Below are 15515 nucleotides of genomic sequence, written 5' to 3'. Positions count from 1 at the left end.
GGTTCCTCCTCGTCGCGGACCACGGGAGGGCACATGGGTCTGAGTTTCCACCGCAATCCAGACGGTACGACGACCGGTCGGAACGAGAGCACGGGCTTCGCGGTGACGCACGTCGACGCGGAAGAGGTCAAGCGGCTGCTGTATGAGGACGCCGGATGGGAGTACACGCCACCACCGCCTCCGGTACCGCCCGGCTTCCACCGGTTCTCGCTCGTGCACGACGCGTTCGGCCACGTCGGGTTCGGGGACGAGCGGTACGCCGGGCTGCGGACGGACCCACCGGAGGGGTGTGTACCGGTCGACCGGGGATGCTTCGCCCTGGAGTGCGAACGCCCGGGGAAGACGCTTCTGGACGCGGTCGCCGGGACGGTCTCGGAAGTGCGCCGTCGGTACGGGGTGGTGATGAACAGCCTGGGTATCGACAAGCCCCAGGAATGGTTCGACGTCGGCAAGAACGGCTACGCGGCGGAGATCCTCGCGCACCTGTGGCTCATGGCCGCTGACCGTGCCCGCTTGCTCGGCTACGGACGCAAGGACCTGGTGCGGCTCCTCGACGCGACGGGCATCGAGTAACGGGGGATTCGCCTCTTCCGCCGTGGCGGGCATCTCCCACCCTCGTTGATCAGCTTCGGAGGCTTAATGCATATGATGCGCAAGTGCATCATCGCGACTACAACATCAGGACCGCCACCCAGGAGGACCTCGACGGCGCCCGAGCCGTGATGCTCGACACCGTCTACCGCGACTTCGGCACCGGGTACGTGCCCCGCTGGCACGGCGACATCATCGACCCGGCCGGTGCGTACCTGGTGCCGGAGCGGCACACCCTGCTCGTGGCCGTCGATAAAGCCGGTGAGGTCGTCGGCACCGGTGCGCTCGACTCCCGGGGGCCGGCTCATCCGCCGAACCCCCGGCACGTCGCCGAGCGCTACCCGTCCGGGGTGACCGCGCAGCTGCGGCGCGTGTACGTCCGGCCCGGGCATCGTCGGCGTGGGCTGGCCCGGCGGCTCGTCGACGAGTTGCTCGCGTTCGCCGCCGCGGACGGCGGATATCGCGCCGTCTACCTGCACACCGACCCGGCTGTCACCGGTGCCGAGCCGTTCTGGCGGTCGCTCGCCAAGGTCGTGCACGACGAGCGCGAGGAAGCCGGGGGCGGGGAGGGGATCGTGCACTTCGATGTGCCGATGAGGTGAGCGGATCATGGAAATGGTTTTCATGTAGGGTCTGATTTCCAAGCTGCACGCCACGGCGTCACGCACGCCTGCGACCCGCCCCGACCTGAACCGAACCGAGGACCATGCGTTCCCACCGCCGCTCCCGGCTGCTCGCCCCGCTCCTGCTCCTGCCGCTGATATCCAGCTGCTTCGCCTCGGGTGGTGGCGGCGACTCCGGGTCCGGCGCCGAGGACGGTGACGGCTCCCGCCTCCGCGTCGGGCTCGCCTTCCCGCCCGCCGAGAACCTGTCGCCCTACGGCGCCGACGCCACCCTGCTCAGCCGGCTCGGCGTCACCGAGGGCCTCACCGTGCTCGACGCCAACGGCTCCGCCGCTCCCGCGCTCGCCGAGTCCTGGCGCAGGGACGGAGACAAGGCGTGGGAGTTCACCCTGCGCGACGCCACCTTCCAGGACGGCACCGACGTCACCCCGGCCGCCGTGGCCGACTCCCTCACCCACGCCACCAAGGCCGAGCCCGCGCCCGCCGCCCTCTCCGGCGTGAGCCTCACCGCCGAGGCCGACGGCGACCGGACCCTGCGCGTCACCACCGCCGAGCCCGACCCGGTGCTTCCCCTGCGGCTGTCCAGCCCCAGCCTCGCCGTACTGTCGGCCAAGGCGTACGGGAAGAGCGGCAAGGTCGATCCCGTCGGCACCGCCACCGGGCCCTTCGAGATCACCAAGGTGAACGGGGACACGTCCGCCACCCTCGACCGGTTCGACGAGTACTGGGGCGGACGCGCCCAGGCCTCCGGCGTCGACGCCCGCTTCATCGCCGACGGCACGGCCCGCGCCAACGCCCTGCGGACCGGCGAGTTCGACATCACCGAGGCCGTTCCCGTCGCCCAGGCGGCGACGCTGGATAAGGAGACGCGGCGGGACACCGCCACCACCCGGACCACCAGCCTGCTGCTCAACGCCTCCCAGGGGACGTTCGAGGACGCCGGGCTGCGGGCCGCCGCCCGTGCCGCCGTCGACACCTCCGTCCTGGCCAAGGACGTCTACGAGGGGTACGCCGACCCCGGCGCCGGCATCTACGGGCCCGCCGTCACCTGGGCCGAGGACAAGCGGACCGAGCCCGTCGGGCGCGCGGCGGCCGGCAAGCCCGACGGTGAGACCATCACCCTCGCCACCTACGACAACCGGCCCGAGCTGCCCGAGGTGGCCCAGGTCGTCGAGCAGCAGCTGGAGAAGGCCGGGTTCACGGTGAAGCTCACCGTCCGCGAGTACTCGCGGCTGGAGAGCGACGCGCTGGAGGGCAAGTTCGACGCGTTCGTGCTCGCCCGCAACACCCTTCTCGACACCGGCGACCCCGTCGCCATCCTTGCCAGTGACTACACCTGCGACGGCGGCTACAACATCGCCCAGCTCTGCGACAAGGACGTCGACCGCGCCGTCGCCCGGGCCGCCGGGATCGCCGACGGCGACGAGCGGCAGGACGCCGCCATGGCCGCCGAGGCCCGCGTCCTCGGCAGTGACGCGGTCGTGCCGCTGGTGCACCAGCGCATCATCACCGGCGTCGGCACCTCGGTGAAGGGCGTGATCCTCGACCCGTACGAGCGCACCCTCGTCGGCACCGGCACGCGGCGCTGATCCATGCGGCAGCAGGCGGCCACCGTCGTGTGGCGGGTCGTCCTCGCGGCCGGGCTGGTGTGCGGGATCGGCCTGTTGCCCTGGCTGACCCGGACCGACCCCGCGTCGACCGTCCTCAAGGCCCGGTCGGCGGAGCGGGATCCGTCGCCCGACGTGCTCGCCGACATCCGTGAGCAACTCGGTCTCGACGACGGGCCGCTGCACCTGCTCACGCGGTGGGTGGGCGGGCTCGTCCGCGGTGACGCCGGGCAGTCGTGGATCTCCGGCTCCGACGTCATGCCCGACGTCCTCCAGGCGCTGGGGGCCTCCCTGCTGCTGATGGCCGTGGCGCTCGTCGTCGCCGCCGTCACCGCCGGGCTCGTGTGTGCCCGCACGCTCCGGCTCGGCGCGCGGCGGCGTCTCGACCCGGCCAGGCGCGGCGGCACCGGCTCCGCCGTCGTCGCCGCGCTGCCCGAGTTCCTCGTCGCCTCCGTGCTCGCCACCGTCGTCGGCGTCCAGCTCGGCTGGCTGCCCGCGCTCGGCTGGTACGGGCCCCAGTGGACGGTGCTGCCCGCACTCGCCCTCGGGCTGCCCGCCGGGGCCGTGCTCGGGCGGCTGCTCGACGACCTGCTGCCCGGCGCCTTCGGTGAACCCTGGGCGCTGGCCGCCGCCGCCCGAGGACTGACCGGGCGCCGCATCGCCCGCCAGGCGCTGCGGCGCTGCGTGCCCGCCCTGCTGCCCAACCTCGGGCTGTTCGTCGTCGGCCTCACCGGCGGGGCCGTCGCCGTCGAGCAGATCTTCGACATCCCCGGCCTCGGCCGCACCACCCTCCAGGCCGCCCTCGCCCAGGACCTGCCCGTCCTCCAGACCGGCACCCTCGCTCTCGTCCTGCTCGCCGCCCTGGCGACCGGCGCCACCCGCCTCGCCGCCCGCCTCCTGACCGGACCGGTCCAGCGCGACGGCGCCCTGTCCTCGCTGCACCGGCCCACCCCGCCCGCCCGCGGCCTCCAGCCCCTCCTCCTCGGCGCCGTCCTGCTCGCCGTCGTCGCGCTCGGGCTGCCCCGCGACCCGCTCGCCGTGCACACCGGCGACCGGCTCCACGCGCCCTCCCTCGACCATCCCTTCGGCACCGACGCCCTCGGCCGCGACCTGCTCGCCCGCGTCGCCCACGGCGCCCTCGACACCCTGCTGCTCGCCCTCGGCATCAGCGCCGCCGCGCTCCTCACGGGTGTGCTGCTGGGTCTCGTACCCCGGGTGTCCGGGCCGCTCGTCGACACCGTCAACGCCGTGCCGCCCGTACTCGCCGCCCTCCTCGTCACCGCCGTCGCGGGCAGCGGCGCGGTCACCCCCGCGGTCGCGGTGGCCGCCGTCGCCTGGGCGCCGCTCGCCGCGCACACCTCGGCGCTGCTGCGGCAGGAACGCGCCACCCTCCACGTGACGGCCACCCGCGGGCTGGGAGCGGGCCGTTGGTACCTGCTCCGCCGGGAACTGCTGCCCGCCGTGCTGCCGCCGGTCGTCCGGCACGCCCTGCTGCGCCTGCCCGGCGTCGCCCTCGCGCTCGCCTCGCTCGGCTTCCTGGGCCTGGGCGCCCAGCCGCCGTTCCCCGAGTGGGGCCTGCTGCTCGCCGAGAACCAGCCCTACGCCGAACGGGCCCCCTGGGCCGTCCTCGCCCCCGCCGCCGTCCTCGCCCTGCTCGGCGCGCTGGCCGTCACCGCGGCGGGCGGGCTGCGCCGGCCCCGCCGGCGTGTGCGTGTCCCGGCCGTCGTGCAGGAGGAGCCCGCCGAGGAGCGGGAGCCGGTGGCCTCCCGATGACCGCGCCGCCCTCGCCCGGGCGCCTCGTCAAGGGGGCCGGGCGCAGGTCGCTCTCCCCGCTGCTGCGGCTGCTCGTCCTCACCCAGCTCGCCTTCAACATCGGGTTCTTCGCCGTCCTGCCCTTCCTGTCCGAACACCTCGGGCAGGGCATGGGCATGGCCGGCTGGCTGGTCGGGTTCGTGCTCGGGCTGCGCACCTTCAGCCAGCAGGGACTGTTCGTGGTCGGCGGGGCGCTGGCCGACCGGTACGGCGTCCGGCCCGTGGTGCTCGCCGGATGCGTGCTGCGCATCGCCGGTTTCGTGTGGCTCGGGTACGCCGAGCGGACCTGGGCGGTGATCGGTGCCGTGCTGCTCATCGGGTTCGCCGCCGCGCTGTTCTCGCCGGCCGTCGAGTCGGAGGTCGCCCGGCAGGCCGTGGCCCGGGAGGAGGCCGGCGGTGGGCCCCGGACGCGGGTCCTGGCGTTGTTCACCGTCGCCGGACAGGCCGGGGCGTTCGTCGGGCCGTTGCTGGGCGCGCTGCTGCTGGCGGTGGACTTCCGTACCGCGTGTCTGGCGGGGGCCGGGGTCTTCGTGCTCGTCCTCGCCGGGCACGCGTGGCTGCTGCCCCAGCACATCCCCGGGCGGCCCCGCACCCGCGTCAAGGGCGGGGCACGGATGCTGCTGCGCAACCGCCGGTTCCTCGCGCTGTGCTGTGCGTACGGCGCCTACCTGCTCGCCTACAACCAGCTCTACCTCGCCCTGCCCGCCGAGGTGGAGCGGGCCGCCGGGTCGCAGGCGCCGCTGGCCTGGCTGTTCGCGCTGTCCTCGCTGCTGGTGGTGACGGCGCAGTTGCCCGTCACCCGGTGGGCGGGGGAGCGGCTTGCGCCACGCCGGTCGATGGTGGCCGGGCTGGTGCTGATCGGGGCCGGGTTCGGCCTCGTCGCGCTCGCCCGGCCCGCCGGGTGGACGGGGGGTGCCGGGCTGGTGCCCGCCGCCGGGTTCGTCGTCCTGCTCACCCTCGGCCAGATGCTCGTCGCGCCCGTCGCCCGCGCCTGGGTCCCCGACCTCGCCGAGAACGGTCGGCTGGGCCTGTACACGGGGGCGCTGTCCTCCGTCTCCGGGCTCATCGTGCTGCTCGGCAGCTCGGTGACCGGGTCCCTGCTGGACAGCGGCCTGCCGCCCGCCGTGCCGTGGCTCGTCCTGGCGGCCGTGCCGCTGGCCGCGGTCGGGCTGCTGCCGCGTCGTCACTGAGGAATGAGTTCCCGTACCAGGGTTCCAGTGTCCATACCAGGGTTTCGGCGCGTCCCGACCGGCTTGTCGGTGTCGCGGCCGGTGCCGACCTGCGCACCGGCGTCACGGTGGTGGCCGACTGCCGCACCGTCGTCCCGAACCCGGAGCGGTAGCCTGCCGCGGCCCCGCCGAGGCGTCCCGGCGGGTGCCGACCCGGAGCGGCAGCCTGCCACGGCCCCGCCGAGGCGTCCCGGTGTGTGCCGACCCGGGAGCGGCAGCCTGCACGGCCCTGCCGAGGTCGGATCGTCGCCGGTAACCCTGCTCGACGCGGATCCGGTCACCATCGGTCACTCTGTGCCGACGTGGGGCTGGATCTCCACCGTGAAGACGCTGTCCTCGGGGCCGGTGCCTTCTTCTCCCGCCCACACGATCACCCGCACGTGCTGCTCGCAGATGCCGTTCACCCTCCACTCGGTCACCAGGTCGGTGAGGACGAGCGCGGCGACGTACTCGGGGCCCTGCCTGGGGGTGTCGGTGGTGATCCTTCCCCGCCAGCGAGGGGAGCGGCCGCCGAGGGGGCGCCAGCCGGCGGAGCCGTGCGGCTCCTCGACCCGGTACGCCCACGCCCTCTCGGTGCCCATGGCACCAATGCTGTCACCGTGAGGAGCCCTACGCGCCGGAGATCATGCCGCGTCGATGTCCGACCGGGGCCGGACCTCCACGATGAAGTCCGCCTCGTTCATGTCACCTGCCTCGTCGTGCCAGAGGAAGACCCGCACGTGCATCGCGTGATGGAGACCGATCCCCTCCCACTCGGTCATCAGATCGCCGATGATGCGGCTGATGGCGTACTTGGCGCCCTCGGGCGAGTCGGGGGCGGTGATCGCGCCCTGCCACCGCTCGGGGTCCCTGCCGTACGGGCGCCAGCCCTCGGAGCCGTGCGGCTCGAACACCCGGTACGCCCAGTCCGTCTCGGTGTTCATAACACCGATCCTGCCACCGGGGAGCCTCGCGCGCCGCATGGGAAACACTCACCCCGGACCCCCGCGGACGACACCCCACAGGTGTCCGCGTTCGCCGCCGGTCGCCGCCCCGCAACGACCGGGAAACGTGCGGGAGTTGAACCCCGGGCGATGCGGGACGGCGTTCCGTTCACCGTCGATCGAGGTCTTGTCAGTGGGCCGTGTGGCGGATAAGACTGCCGATGTGAGTGATCACCGGAGATCTGTGTCACCTGCTGTGGCGGTTGCTTCCCGTGTGGTTGCTGCCGTTGCGGTGGGCGGGCTGCGGTCCACCGGTGCGACTGTCCGCAGTGGAGGGGCGGCGCCGCGGTGATGTGACGCGTGTGCGCGCCGACGGCCGAAGGCGTAGTGGTCCCCGAGCGTGGCCCGCCCTCCTCCCGAGCGTGTGAACTGCACGATCCGTTGATCTCCGGATGGAAGGTGGGGCAGCTCGTGGGTCAGGTACGCAAGGCGGGACTGAGCCGGCGGCGGGTGCTGGGCACGGCAGCCGGACTGGCCGCGACCGCGGCGGGAGCGCCGTCCGCGGTCGCGTTCGCGGCACCGGAGCAGACGCTGCCCGAGAAGGCCCGCTGGCGCAGACACGCCGCCCGCGTGACGATCACCCGGGACCACTGGGGCATTCCGCACATCGTGGGCGAGACCGATGCCGACGCGGTGTTCGGAATGATGTACGCGCAGGCGGAGGACGACTTCAACCGGATCGAGCGGAACTACCTCGTCGCCCTTGGCCGCCTCGCCGAGGCCGAGGGGGAGAGCGCCATCTGGCAGGACCTGCGCCAGCGGCTGTTCCTCGACCCGGAGGCGCTGAAGACGGACCACGCGAAGTCTCCCGCGTGGCTGCGCACCTTGATGCAGGCCTGGGCGGACGGGCTCAACTACTACCTCGCGACACACCCCGAGGTGCGTCCGCGCGTGCTCGACCGGTTCGAGCCGTGGATGCCGCTGAGCTTCTCGGAGGGCAGCATCGGCGGCGACATCGAGTCGGTGCTGCTCACCCAGCTCGAAGCCTTCTACGACCAGCGGAACGTGCCGATGACCGACGAGGAACGCGGGCTGGTGCTGCGCGAACCCACCGGGTCGAACGGTTTCGCGATCGCGCCGAGCCACACGCGTGACGGCCACGCGTTGCTCCTGATCAACCCGCACACCAGCTTCTTCTTCCGCTCGGAACAGCACGTGACGAGCCGCGAGGGGCTCAACGTCTACGGTGCCGCCACCTGGGGCCAGTTCTTCATCTACCAGGGCTTCAACGCGCACACGGGGTGGATGCACACCACGGCCGGCGTCGACAACATCGACGAGTTCGCCGAGACGATCGTGACCGGGGCCGACGGAACCCGCTACTACCGCTACGGCGACGGACTGCGCCCCGTCACGACGACGACGATCACGTTGTCCTTCCGTACCGAGGACGGCGGACTGGACGAACGCAGCTTCACCACGTTCGCCACCCATCACGGCCCCATCGTGCGCGAGGCGGACGGTAAGTGGATCGCGTGTGCGCTGATGAACAAGCCGGTCGAGGCGCTGAAGCAGAGCTTCCTGCGCACCACGACGGGGAGCTACGCGGACTATCTCCGGGTGGCGGGCCTGAAGGCGAACAGCTCGAACAACACGCTCTTCGCGGACTCGAAGGGTGAGATCGCCTTCCTCATGCCGCAGTTCATGCCGGTCAGAGACGATCGCTTCGACTACCGCAGGCCCGTCGACGGCAGTGATCCGGCGACCGACTGGCAGGGGCTGCACAGCCTGGACAGCATGCCGCACGTCGTGAACCCGAAGAACGGCTGGGTCTTCAACGTGAACAACTGGCCGTGGACCGCCGCCGGCGCGGACAGTCCCCAGGCGGCCGACTACCCGCGGTACTTCGACCGGGTCGGCGAGAACCCGCGCGGGCCACAGGCGGAGCGGGTGCTGTCCGCACGCGACGACTTCACCCCGCAGACATTGATCGAGGCCGCGTTCGATCCGTACCTGACGGCCTTCGCGCGGCTGGTCCCCGGGCTCGTCGCAGCGTGGAACCGACTGCCCGGGGGCGACGGACGGAAGGCGGCGCTGGCCGGCCCTGTCGGTCTGCTGCGTGACTGGGACCACCGGTGGGCCGCGGAGTCGACCGCGACCTCGGTGGCCGTGTTCTGGGGTGAGGACCTGTGGGCGCTCACGTCCCAGGCGGCGGCGGCCGCGGGAATGTCGGTGTGGGACTACATGGCCGACCGCGCCAGTGACGCGCAGCGACTCGACGCGCTCGAGACCGCGACACGCCGACTGGCACGGGACTTCGGCAGCTGGAAGGTGCCGTGGGGCGACATCAACCGCTACCAGCGCAACGACGGAGCGATCGTCCAGCGGTTCAGCGACGCCGAGCCGAGCATCCCGGTGCCCTTCCCCTCGTCGCGCTGGGGCTCCCTCGCCTCGTTCGGAGCGAGGGCGTACCCGGGAACGAAGCGCTACTACGGCACCAGCGGCAACAGCTTCGTCGCGGTGGTGGAGTTCGGGCCGCGACTGCGTGCCTGGGCGGTGACGGCGGGCGGCGCCAGCGGACACCCCGATTCCCCGCACTTCGACGACCAGGCCGAACGCTATGCCAAGGGGGACCTGCGGCCGGTCTACTTCTATGAGGACGACCTCGAGGGTCACATCGAGCGGAGGTACCGTCCAGGCAGGTGAGGCCGGATCGTGGGTGCGCCGGCGGTCAGAAGCCCGGACCGCATGTGCCCTGCTCGGCGAAGGGCAGGCCGTCGTACCCGGAGACGTCGTACCCGGAGATGTCGTACGACGGCAGTGAGCCGTCGGCGATGGCGTTCAGCGTGCGGCGTCACCGGACCGGGCCCGGCGAGCCCGCCCGTCAACCGGCGACCAGTTCCCGCGACTCGCCGACCGGGACCGCCGCCGGCACCCGCGACCTCCGCCACAGCCACACCACGTCCCGCCCGAACGACCACGCCAGCAGCCCGAGCGCCAGCAGCACCACCCCGGCGTTGACCGTGTGCGGCAGCAGATCCGCGCCCGCCAGCAGCAGCAACACCCCCTGGAGCGCGGCCACCGTCTTGCGGGCCGTGCTCGGCGGAAGCGGGGCCGTCAGCCACGGCCACACGCGGGCCGCGGCGACGAACACATACCGCATGCCGCCGATCAGCAGCACCCACGGACCCAGGTCCATCGCGACGTACACGCTGAGCACCAGGATGAGGAACGCGTCGACCTCCATGTCGAACCGCGCGCCCAGCGGGGAGCACGTGCCGGTGCGGCGGGCGACCTTGCCGTCGACGCCGTCCAGGATCAGGGCGACCGCGGTCAGTCCGACGAGGAGCGAGACGGGCGGTGAGCTGCGGAACGAATCGGCGACCAGCGCGGTGACCCCGCCGACCAGGGTGGCCCGGCCCAGGGTGACCCGGTTGGCCGGACCGAACGACGGTGGCCGGGAGCGATGGACGGCCCGCGAGAGCACCGCCCAGGTGGCGAACGCGAACGCGAGCCCGGTCAGCCAGCCCGCCGTGCCCATGCCGACCGCCGTGCCCAGCAGCGTCAGCAGCAGGACCTGCGCGCCCGCCCCCACGGCGGTCTCCTGCTGTACGAGCCTCGCGTCGTAAGTGTTGTCCAGGGCCACCGAACATCCTCCGGCCGTGTGTGACAGAGTCCATCGACGCCGCTGCCAAGGGCGCGGCCTGTGCACACCTCGGTACGTGAACAGCTTCCCGATCGTTCAGGAGGACCCGGATGACACGCGCCGCACATGCGTTCTGGCTCGACTCGCCCGGACGAGGCGGCATCCGCGAGGTCGCCCTGCCCGACCCCGGCGCGGACGAGGTGCTGGTGCGCACGCTCTTCACCGGCGTCAGCCGCGGCACGGAGACGCTCGTCTTCGGCGGCCGGGTGCCCGAGAACCAGTACGCGGCGATGCGCGCGCCGTTCCAGGAGGGCGACTTCCCGGGGCCGGTGAAGTACGGCTACCTCAACGTCGGCGTGGTGGAGGAAGGGCCGGACGCCCTCGTCGGCCGTACCGTCTTCTGCCTCTACCCCCACCAGACCCGGTACGTCGTCCCGGCCGCCGCCGTCACACCGGTGCCGGCCTCCGTGCCCGCCGGTCGCGCCGTGCTCGCCGGCACCGTGGAGACGGCCGTCAACGCCCTGTGGGACGCGGCCCCCCTGGTCGGCGACCGCATCGCCGTGGTCGGCGGCGGCATGGTCGGCTGCTCGGTGGCCGCCCTGCTGGCCCGCTTCCCGGGCGTCCGCGTCCAGTTGGTGGACGCCGACCCGGACCGGGCCCGCGTCGCCGAGGCCCTCGGCGTCGGTTTCGCGTCACCCGCCGACGCCGTCGGCGACTTGGACCTCGTCGTCCACGCCAGCGCCACCGAGCAGGGACTCGCCCGGTCCCTCGAACTGCTGCGGCCCGAGGGCACCGTCGTCGAACTGAGCTGGTACGGGGACCGGCGCGTCGCCCTCCCGCTGGGCGAGGCCTTCCACTCACGGCGCCTGACCGTCCGCAGCAGCCAGGTCGGCACCGTCTCGCCGGCCCGCGCGGCGACCCGCGGCTACGCCGACCGGCTCGCCCTCGCCCTCGACCTGCTCGCCGACCCCGCCCTCGACGCGCTCGTCACCGGCGAGTCCGCCTTCGCGGAACTGCCGGACGTCATGCCGGGGCTCGCCTCCGGGGGGATCCCCGCCCTGTGCCACCGGATCCGGTACGGCGACGACTTCGCCTGACGAGGAGAGGGCAGGGCTGAACAAGGGAAGGAACGGAGCCGTACTAGACGGCATCCCGCGCAGCCGACGGCGGGGGATCAGACGTGCCACACCTGGAGGGTCGTCCGTTGTTCAGCATCACCGTCCGCGATCACATCATGATCGCCCACAGCTTCCGCGGCGACGTCTTCGGGCCCGCGCAGCGCCTGCACGGAGCGACGTTCCTGGTGGACGCCACGTTCCGGCGCGAGCAGCTGGACGAGGACAACATCGTCGTCGACATCGGACTGGCCACCCGGGAACTGGGTGCCGTGGTCGGCGAGCTGAACTACCGCAACCTCGACAACGAACCCGACTTCGCCGGGGTCAACACCTCGACGGAGTTCCTGGCCAAGGTCATCGCCGACCGGCTCGCCGAGCGCGTCCACAAGGGCGCGCTGGGCGAGGGCGCCAAGGGCCTGGCCGGGCTCACGGTCACCCTGCACGAGTCGCATGTCGCGTGGGCGAGTTACGAGCGTGCGCTGTGACCGACACCACGATCGACGTGACCGGCAGGACCGCAGGCGCGACCGGCAGGGTACCCGGGCGGGCCCGGCTCGCCCACGTGCCGGCGCAGACGCCCGTCCCGAGGCACGGCGAGATCATCCCGATGTCCCTGCGCTCCGTGCACTTCGTCATGCCGGGCGGGGTCGACGACCCTGCCGCGCCCAGCGGCGGCAACGCCTACGACCGGCGGGTGAGCCTGGACCTGCCCGGCTTCGGCTGGCGGGTGCGGGGGATCGCCGTGGACGGCTCCTGGCCCCGGCCGGGGCAGGGTTCCCGTACGGAACTCGCCCGTGCGCTGCGCCGGCTGCCCGACGGCGCCGTCGTCCTCCTGGACGGGCTGGTCGCCTGCGGCGTACCGGAGATCGTCGTGCCGGAGGCGGAACGGCTGCGCATGGCCGTCCTGGTCCACCTCCCGCTCGGTGACGAGACCGGCCTCGACCCCGCCGTCGCCGCCGACCTGGACGCCAGGGAGCGCACGGTGCTGCGGGCGGTCCCGGCCGTCGTCGCCACCAGCGACTGGGCGGTCCGCCGCCTCGTCTCCCATCACGGCCTCGCCCCCGACCGGGTCCATGTCGCCGTCCCCGGCGCCGACATCGCGCCCCTCGCTCCCGGCACCGACGGCGTGTCCCGGCTGCTGTGCGTCGCCGCCGTCACCCCCCGCAAGGGACAGCACCGGCTGGTGGAGGCGCTGGCGGCGGTGACCGACCTGCCGTGGAGCTGCGTGTGCGTCGGCGGGCTCGGCCAGGACCCGGAGTACGTCGAGCGGCTGCGGGCGCTGATCCGGCGGTACGGCCTCACGGACCGGCTGGAGCTCGCGGGGCCGCGGGCCGGCGCGGAGCTCGACGCCAGTTACGCCGCCGCCGACCTGATGGTCCTCACCTCGTACGCCGAGACGTACGGCATGGCGGTCACCGAGGCCCTCGCGCGCGGCGTCCCGGTGCTGGCCACGGACGTCGGCGGCCTTCCGGAAGCACTGGGACGCGCCCCCGACGGCGGCGTGCCCGGCATCCTCGTCCCGCCCGAGGATCCCGCCGCGCTCGCCGCCGAGTTGCGCGGCTGGTTCGGCGAGGCGGACGTGCGGCGCCGGCTGAAGGCCGCCGCACGCGGCCGACGCGCCGCCCTGAACGGCTGGGCGACGACGGCACGGAGCCTGGCCGCGGTACTGCGCCGGCTGCCGGACGAACCGCGGAGGGCGGCATGAGGAAGACGACGGCATCCGCCGGGGGGATGATCCCGTCCCAGCCGGGCCCGGAAAACGCTCCCGACTCCACCTCCGGCGACGAGCTCACGAACGGCGTGATTCCCGGCGCGGGCCCCACCGGCCGCCGTACGCCCACGGCCACGGACCGGCCCGCCGCCCCACACGGCGACCGGTTCACCGAGCCGCCCACCGACCGGACGTCGGACCGGTTCGCCGGGGAGCCCGCCGGCCCACTCACCGACCGGCGCAGCCACTCCGCTTCCGGCGACGACCCCACCGGCCGCCGTGCGGCCACTGACCTGCCCGACGACCGGACCTCGGACCGGCCCGCCGCCCCACACGGCGACCGGCCCGCCGGACAGCCCACCGACCGGCCCGCCGGACGACCTGCCCCTTGCCCCGGCGAGCGGAGCACCCTGCGCCTGCGGGACACCCGCGAGTCCGGAGAGACCGGGGAAGTGGCGGAGACGCCGCGCTACGCGCCCGAGTGGCTGCAGTTGCGGGAGGGGGCCGATGCCGCCGCGCGGGCGCACGACCTGCTCGACCCGTTGCGGATCCGGCTCGCCAACCTGCCCGGCCGGGCGGACGGGCTGGTCGTGCACGACCTGGGGTGCGGCACCGGCTCCATGGGCCGCTGGCTCGCCCCGCTGCTCGACGGCCCCCAGCACTGGATCCTGCACGACCGGGACCCCTACCTCCTCCACTTCGCCGCCGTCGCCTCCCCGCGTTCCGCCGCCGACGGCAGCCGGGTCACGGTCGAGACGCGGCGCGGAGACATCGCCCGCCTCACCCCGGACGCGCTCGTCGGCGCCTCGCTGGTGACGGCGTCCGCGCTGCTCGACGTCCTCACCCCCGAGGAGGCCGCTGCTCTCGCCGCCGCCTGCGCGGGGGCCGGCTGTCCCGCGCTGCTCACCCTCTCCGTCGCAGGACGCGTCGAACTCGCCCCCTCCCACCCCCTGGACACCGAGATCACGGAGGCGTTCAACGACCACCAGCGGCGCTCCGGACTGCTGGGACCCGATGCCGTCACGGTGGTGGCCGAGGCGTTCGCCGAGCACGGCGCGACGGTACGGGCCCATCCGAGCCCCTGGCGGCTCGGGCCCGGCGAGGCCGCGCTGACCGCCCAGTGGCTGCGCGGCTGGGTCGGCGCGGCGGTCGAACAGCGTCCGGAGCTGCGCGAGCGTGCCGACCGGTACCTGGCGGAGCGTCTGGCGGCCTGCGTCGCCGGGAAGTTGCGCGTCCTGGTCCACCACAGCGACCTGCTGGCGCTGTGCCGGCCGACGGGCGGAGCCTCGTGAGCGCACCGACGGTCCGGGCGGGCCTCGCGCCGGCGGCCGTACGCCGGGACGCCTCACCCCGCCGCCCCCGCCCCCCGCGCGTGCCCCGTGCCCTGCGCTCCCACCTCGGCACCGCCGCCGGAGTCGCCGTCCTCGCCGTGCTGCTGTGGCGCCTGGGCACCGGCGCCTTCCTGGACGGGCTGCGCAGGATCGACGCGCCGGCCCTGCTCGCGGCGCTCGGCATCGGGCTGGTCACCACGGTGTTCAGCGCCTGGCGCTGGGCGCTGGTGGCCCGGGGGCTGCGCATCCGGCTGCCGCTCGGACCGGCCGTGGCCGACTACTACCGCGCGCTGTTCCTGAACGCGGCCCTGCCCGGCGGCGTCCTCGGCGACGTCCACCGCGCGGTACGGCACGGACACAGCGCCGGCGACGTCGGCCGGGGCGTGCGGGCGGTCGTGCTCGAACGGGCCGCCGGGCAGGCCGTCCTGACGGGTGTCGGGGTGGTGGTCCTGCTGACGATGCCCTCCCCGGTGCTGACCGAGGCCCGGGACCTCGCCCCGCTGCTCGCACTCGCCGTGCCGGCCGCGTTCGCGATCGCCCTCGCGCTGCGTGCGGACCGGGTGCCCTCGCGCCGCGGCCGGGCCCTGCGGGCCGTGCTCGGCGAGGCGCGGGAAGGGCTGCTGTCCCGGCGGAACTGGCCGGGCGTCGTGGTGTCCTCCGTCGTCGTCCTGGCCGGGCACCTGGCGATGTTCGTGCTCGCCGCCAGGGTCGCCGGAAGCGCCGCGTCCGTGGCGGTGCTGATGCCCCTCGCCGTCCTCGCGCTGCTCGCGATGGGACTGCCGCTGAACGTCGGTGGCTGGGGTCCCCGCGAAGGCGTCACCGCCTGGGCGTTCGGCGCCGCCGGACTGGGCGCCGGCAACGGACTGGGCGTGGCGGTGGTGTACGGGGTGCTCAGCTTCACGGCGAGCCTGCCGGGCCTCCTCG

At 73.7% G+C, this 15515-nt stretch carries 13 protein-coding genes and 1 pseudogene; 11 read left to right on the top strand and 3 right to left on the bottom strand.

All coding sequences use genetic code 11. From position 1 onward, the window contains the following. Window positions 1-33 precede the first annotated feature (33 nt). From IE260_RS00650 to IE260_RS00630, 5 genes are all read left to right on the top strand, one after another. Window positions 34-573, top strand: coding sequence for a hypothetical protein (locus IE260_RS00650; protein WP_189868414.1), 540 nt, complete (start codon window positions 34-36; stop codon window positions 571-573). 149 nt (window positions 574-722) lie between these two features. After that, window positions 723-1193, top strand: a complete 471-nt coding sequence (locus tag IE260_RS00645) for a GNAT family N-acetyltransferase (protein WP_373303301.1) — start codon at window positions 723-725, stop codon at window positions 1191-1193. A gap of 104 nt (window positions 1194-1297) precedes the next feature. Beyond that, window positions 1298-2803 carry an ABC transporter substrate-binding protein gene (locus IE260_RS00640; RefSeq protein WP_189868412.1) on the top strand — a complete coding sequence of 502 codons (1506 nt, stop codon included), beginning with the start codon at window positions 1298-1300 and terminating at the stop codon, window positions 2801-2803. A gap of 3 nt (window positions 2804-2806) precedes the next feature. Next, window positions 2807-4594 (top strand): ABC transporter permease subunit, encoded by a 1788-nt coding sequence (locus tag IE260_RS00635; protein ID WP_189868411.1) that lies wholly within the window; start codon window positions 2807-2809, stop codon window positions 4592-4594. Further along, window positions 4591-5823 (top strand): MDR family MFS transporter, encoded by a 1233-nt coding sequence (locus IE260_RS00630; RefSeq protein ID WP_189868410.1) that lies wholly within the window; start codon window positions 4591-4593, stop codon window positions 5821-5823. Before IE260_RS00635 ends, IE260_RS00630 begins: the two co-directional genes overlap by 4 nt. A 326-nt stretch (window positions 5824-6149) precedes the next feature. Here IE260_RS00630 and IE260_RS00625 read toward each other — a convergent pair whose 3' ends face one another. Further along, window positions 6150-6443 carry a hypothetical protein gene (locus IE260_RS00625; RefSeq protein WP_189868409.1) on the bottom strand — a complete coding sequence of 98 codons (294 nt, stop codon included), beginning with the start codon at window positions 6441-6443 and terminating at the stop codon, window positions 6150-6152. Window positions 6444-6485: 42 nt separating this feature from the next. Then, window positions 6486-6785, bottom strand: a complete 300-nt coding sequence (locus tag IE260_RS00620; protein ID WP_189868408.1) for a hypothetical protein — start codon at window positions 6783-6785, stop codon at window positions 6486-6488. Between the two features lie 471 nt (window positions 6786-7256). On the opposite strand from IE260_RS00620, the gene IE260_RS00615 reads away from it, so the two are divergent. Beyond that, on the top strand, window positions 7257-9491 hold the full coding sequence (locus IE260_RS00615) for a penicillin acylase family protein (protein ID WP_229880268.1): 2235 nt from the start codon (window positions 7257-7259) through the stop codon (window positions 9489-9491). Between the two features lie 178 nt (window positions 9492-9669). On the opposite strand, the gene IE260_RS00610 is transcribed toward IE260_RS00615, so the two are convergent. Continuing rightward, window positions 9670-10431 carry a CDP-alcohol phosphatidyltransferase family protein gene (locus IE260_RS00610; protein ID WP_189868407.1) on the bottom strand — a complete coding sequence of 254 codons (762 nt, stop codon included), beginning with the start codon at window positions 10429-10431 and terminating at the stop codon, window positions 9670-9672. A 110-nt stretch (window positions 10432-10541) separates the two neighbouring features. On the opposite strand from IE260_RS00610, the gene IE260_RS00605 reads away from it, so the two are divergent. The 5 genes and pseudogenes from IE260_RS00605 to IE260_RS41380 all read left to right on the top strand — a co-directional run. Further along, entirely contained in the window at window positions 10542-11528 is a 987-nt protein-coding gene (locus IE260_RS00605; RefSeq protein WP_189868406.1) for a zinc-dependent alcohol dehydrogenase, read from the top strand. Window positions 11529-11635: 107 nt separating this feature from the next. Further along, the gene (locus tag IE260_RS00600) at window positions 11636-12034 is read left to right on the top strand and encodes a 6-pyruvoyl trahydropterin synthase family protein (protein WP_189868405.1); all 399 of its coding nucleotides are present in this window, start codon (window positions 11636-11638) and stop codon (window positions 12032-12034) included. Next, on the top strand, window positions 12031-13254 hold the full coding sequence (locus tag IE260_RS00595; RefSeq protein WP_373303297.1) for a glycosyltransferase family 4 protein: 1224 nt from the start codon (window positions 12031-12033) through the stop codon (window positions 13252-13254). Before IE260_RS00600 ends, IE260_RS00595 begins: the two co-directional genes overlap by 4 nt. Window positions 13255-13553: 299 nt before the next feature. Continuing rightward, complete coding sequence (locus tag IE260_RS00590; RefSeq protein ID WP_373303300.1) at window positions 13554-14552, top strand: class I SAM-dependent methyltransferase; 999 nt, start codon at window positions 13554-13556, stop codon at window positions 14550-14552. Next, window positions 14525-15493: pseudogene (locus tag IE260_RS41380) on the top strand (lysylphosphatidylglycerol synthase transmembrane domain-containing protein); the annotation flags it as partial. The gene IE260_RS00590 and the pseudogene IE260_RS41380, both read left to right, overlap by 28 nt. Window positions 15494-15515: the final 22 nt, after the last annotated feature.

The sequence above is a fragment of the Streptomyces viridiviolaceus genome, from assembly GCF_014650995.1.
GTDB classification, from domain to species: Bacteria; Actinomycetota; Actinomycetes; order Streptomycetales; family Streptomycetaceae; genus Streptomyces; species Streptomyces viridiviolaceus.
The sequence above is the reverse complement of the archived record's forward strand: the minus strand, read 5'-3'. Positions and strand labels throughout refer to the sequence as shown.

What these genes read in the sequence shown, in the direction of transcription:
- IE260_RS00620 (WP_189868408.1), bottom strand. Translation starts at nt 6,785, where the DNA reads ATGAACACCGAGACGGACTGGGCGTACCGGGTGTTCGAGCCGCACGGC.
- IE260_RS00645 (WP_373303301.1), top strand. Translation starts at nt 723, where the DNA reads ATGCTCGACACCGTCTACCGCGACTTCGGCACCGGGTACGTGCCCCGC.
- IE260_RS00635 (WP_189868411.1), top strand. Translation starts at nt 2,807, where the DNA reads ATGCGGCAGCAGGCGGCCACCGTCGTGTGGCGGGTCGTCCTCGCGGCC.
- IE260_RS00640 (WP_189868412.1), top strand. Translation starts at nt 1,298, where the DNA reads ATGCGTTCCCACCGCCGCTCCCGGCTGCTCGCCCCGCTCCTGCTCCTG.
- IE260_RS00630 (WP_189868410.1), top strand. Translation starts at nt 4,591, where the DNA reads ATGACCGCGCCGCCCTCGCCCGGGCGCCTCGTCAAGGGGGCCGGGCGC.
- IE260_RS00605 (WP_189868406.1), top strand. Translation starts at nt 10,542, where the DNA reads ATGACACGCGCCGCACATGCGTTCTGGCTCGACTCGCCCGGACGAGGC.
- IE260_RS00650 (WP_189868414.1), top strand. Translation starts at nt 34, where the DNA reads ATGGGTCTGAGTTTCCACCGCAATCCAGACGGTACGACGACCGGTCGG.
- IE260_RS00625 (WP_189868409.1), bottom strand. Translation starts at nt 6,443, where the DNA reads ATGGGCACCGAGAGGGCGTGGGCGTACCGGGTCGAGGAGCCGCACGGC.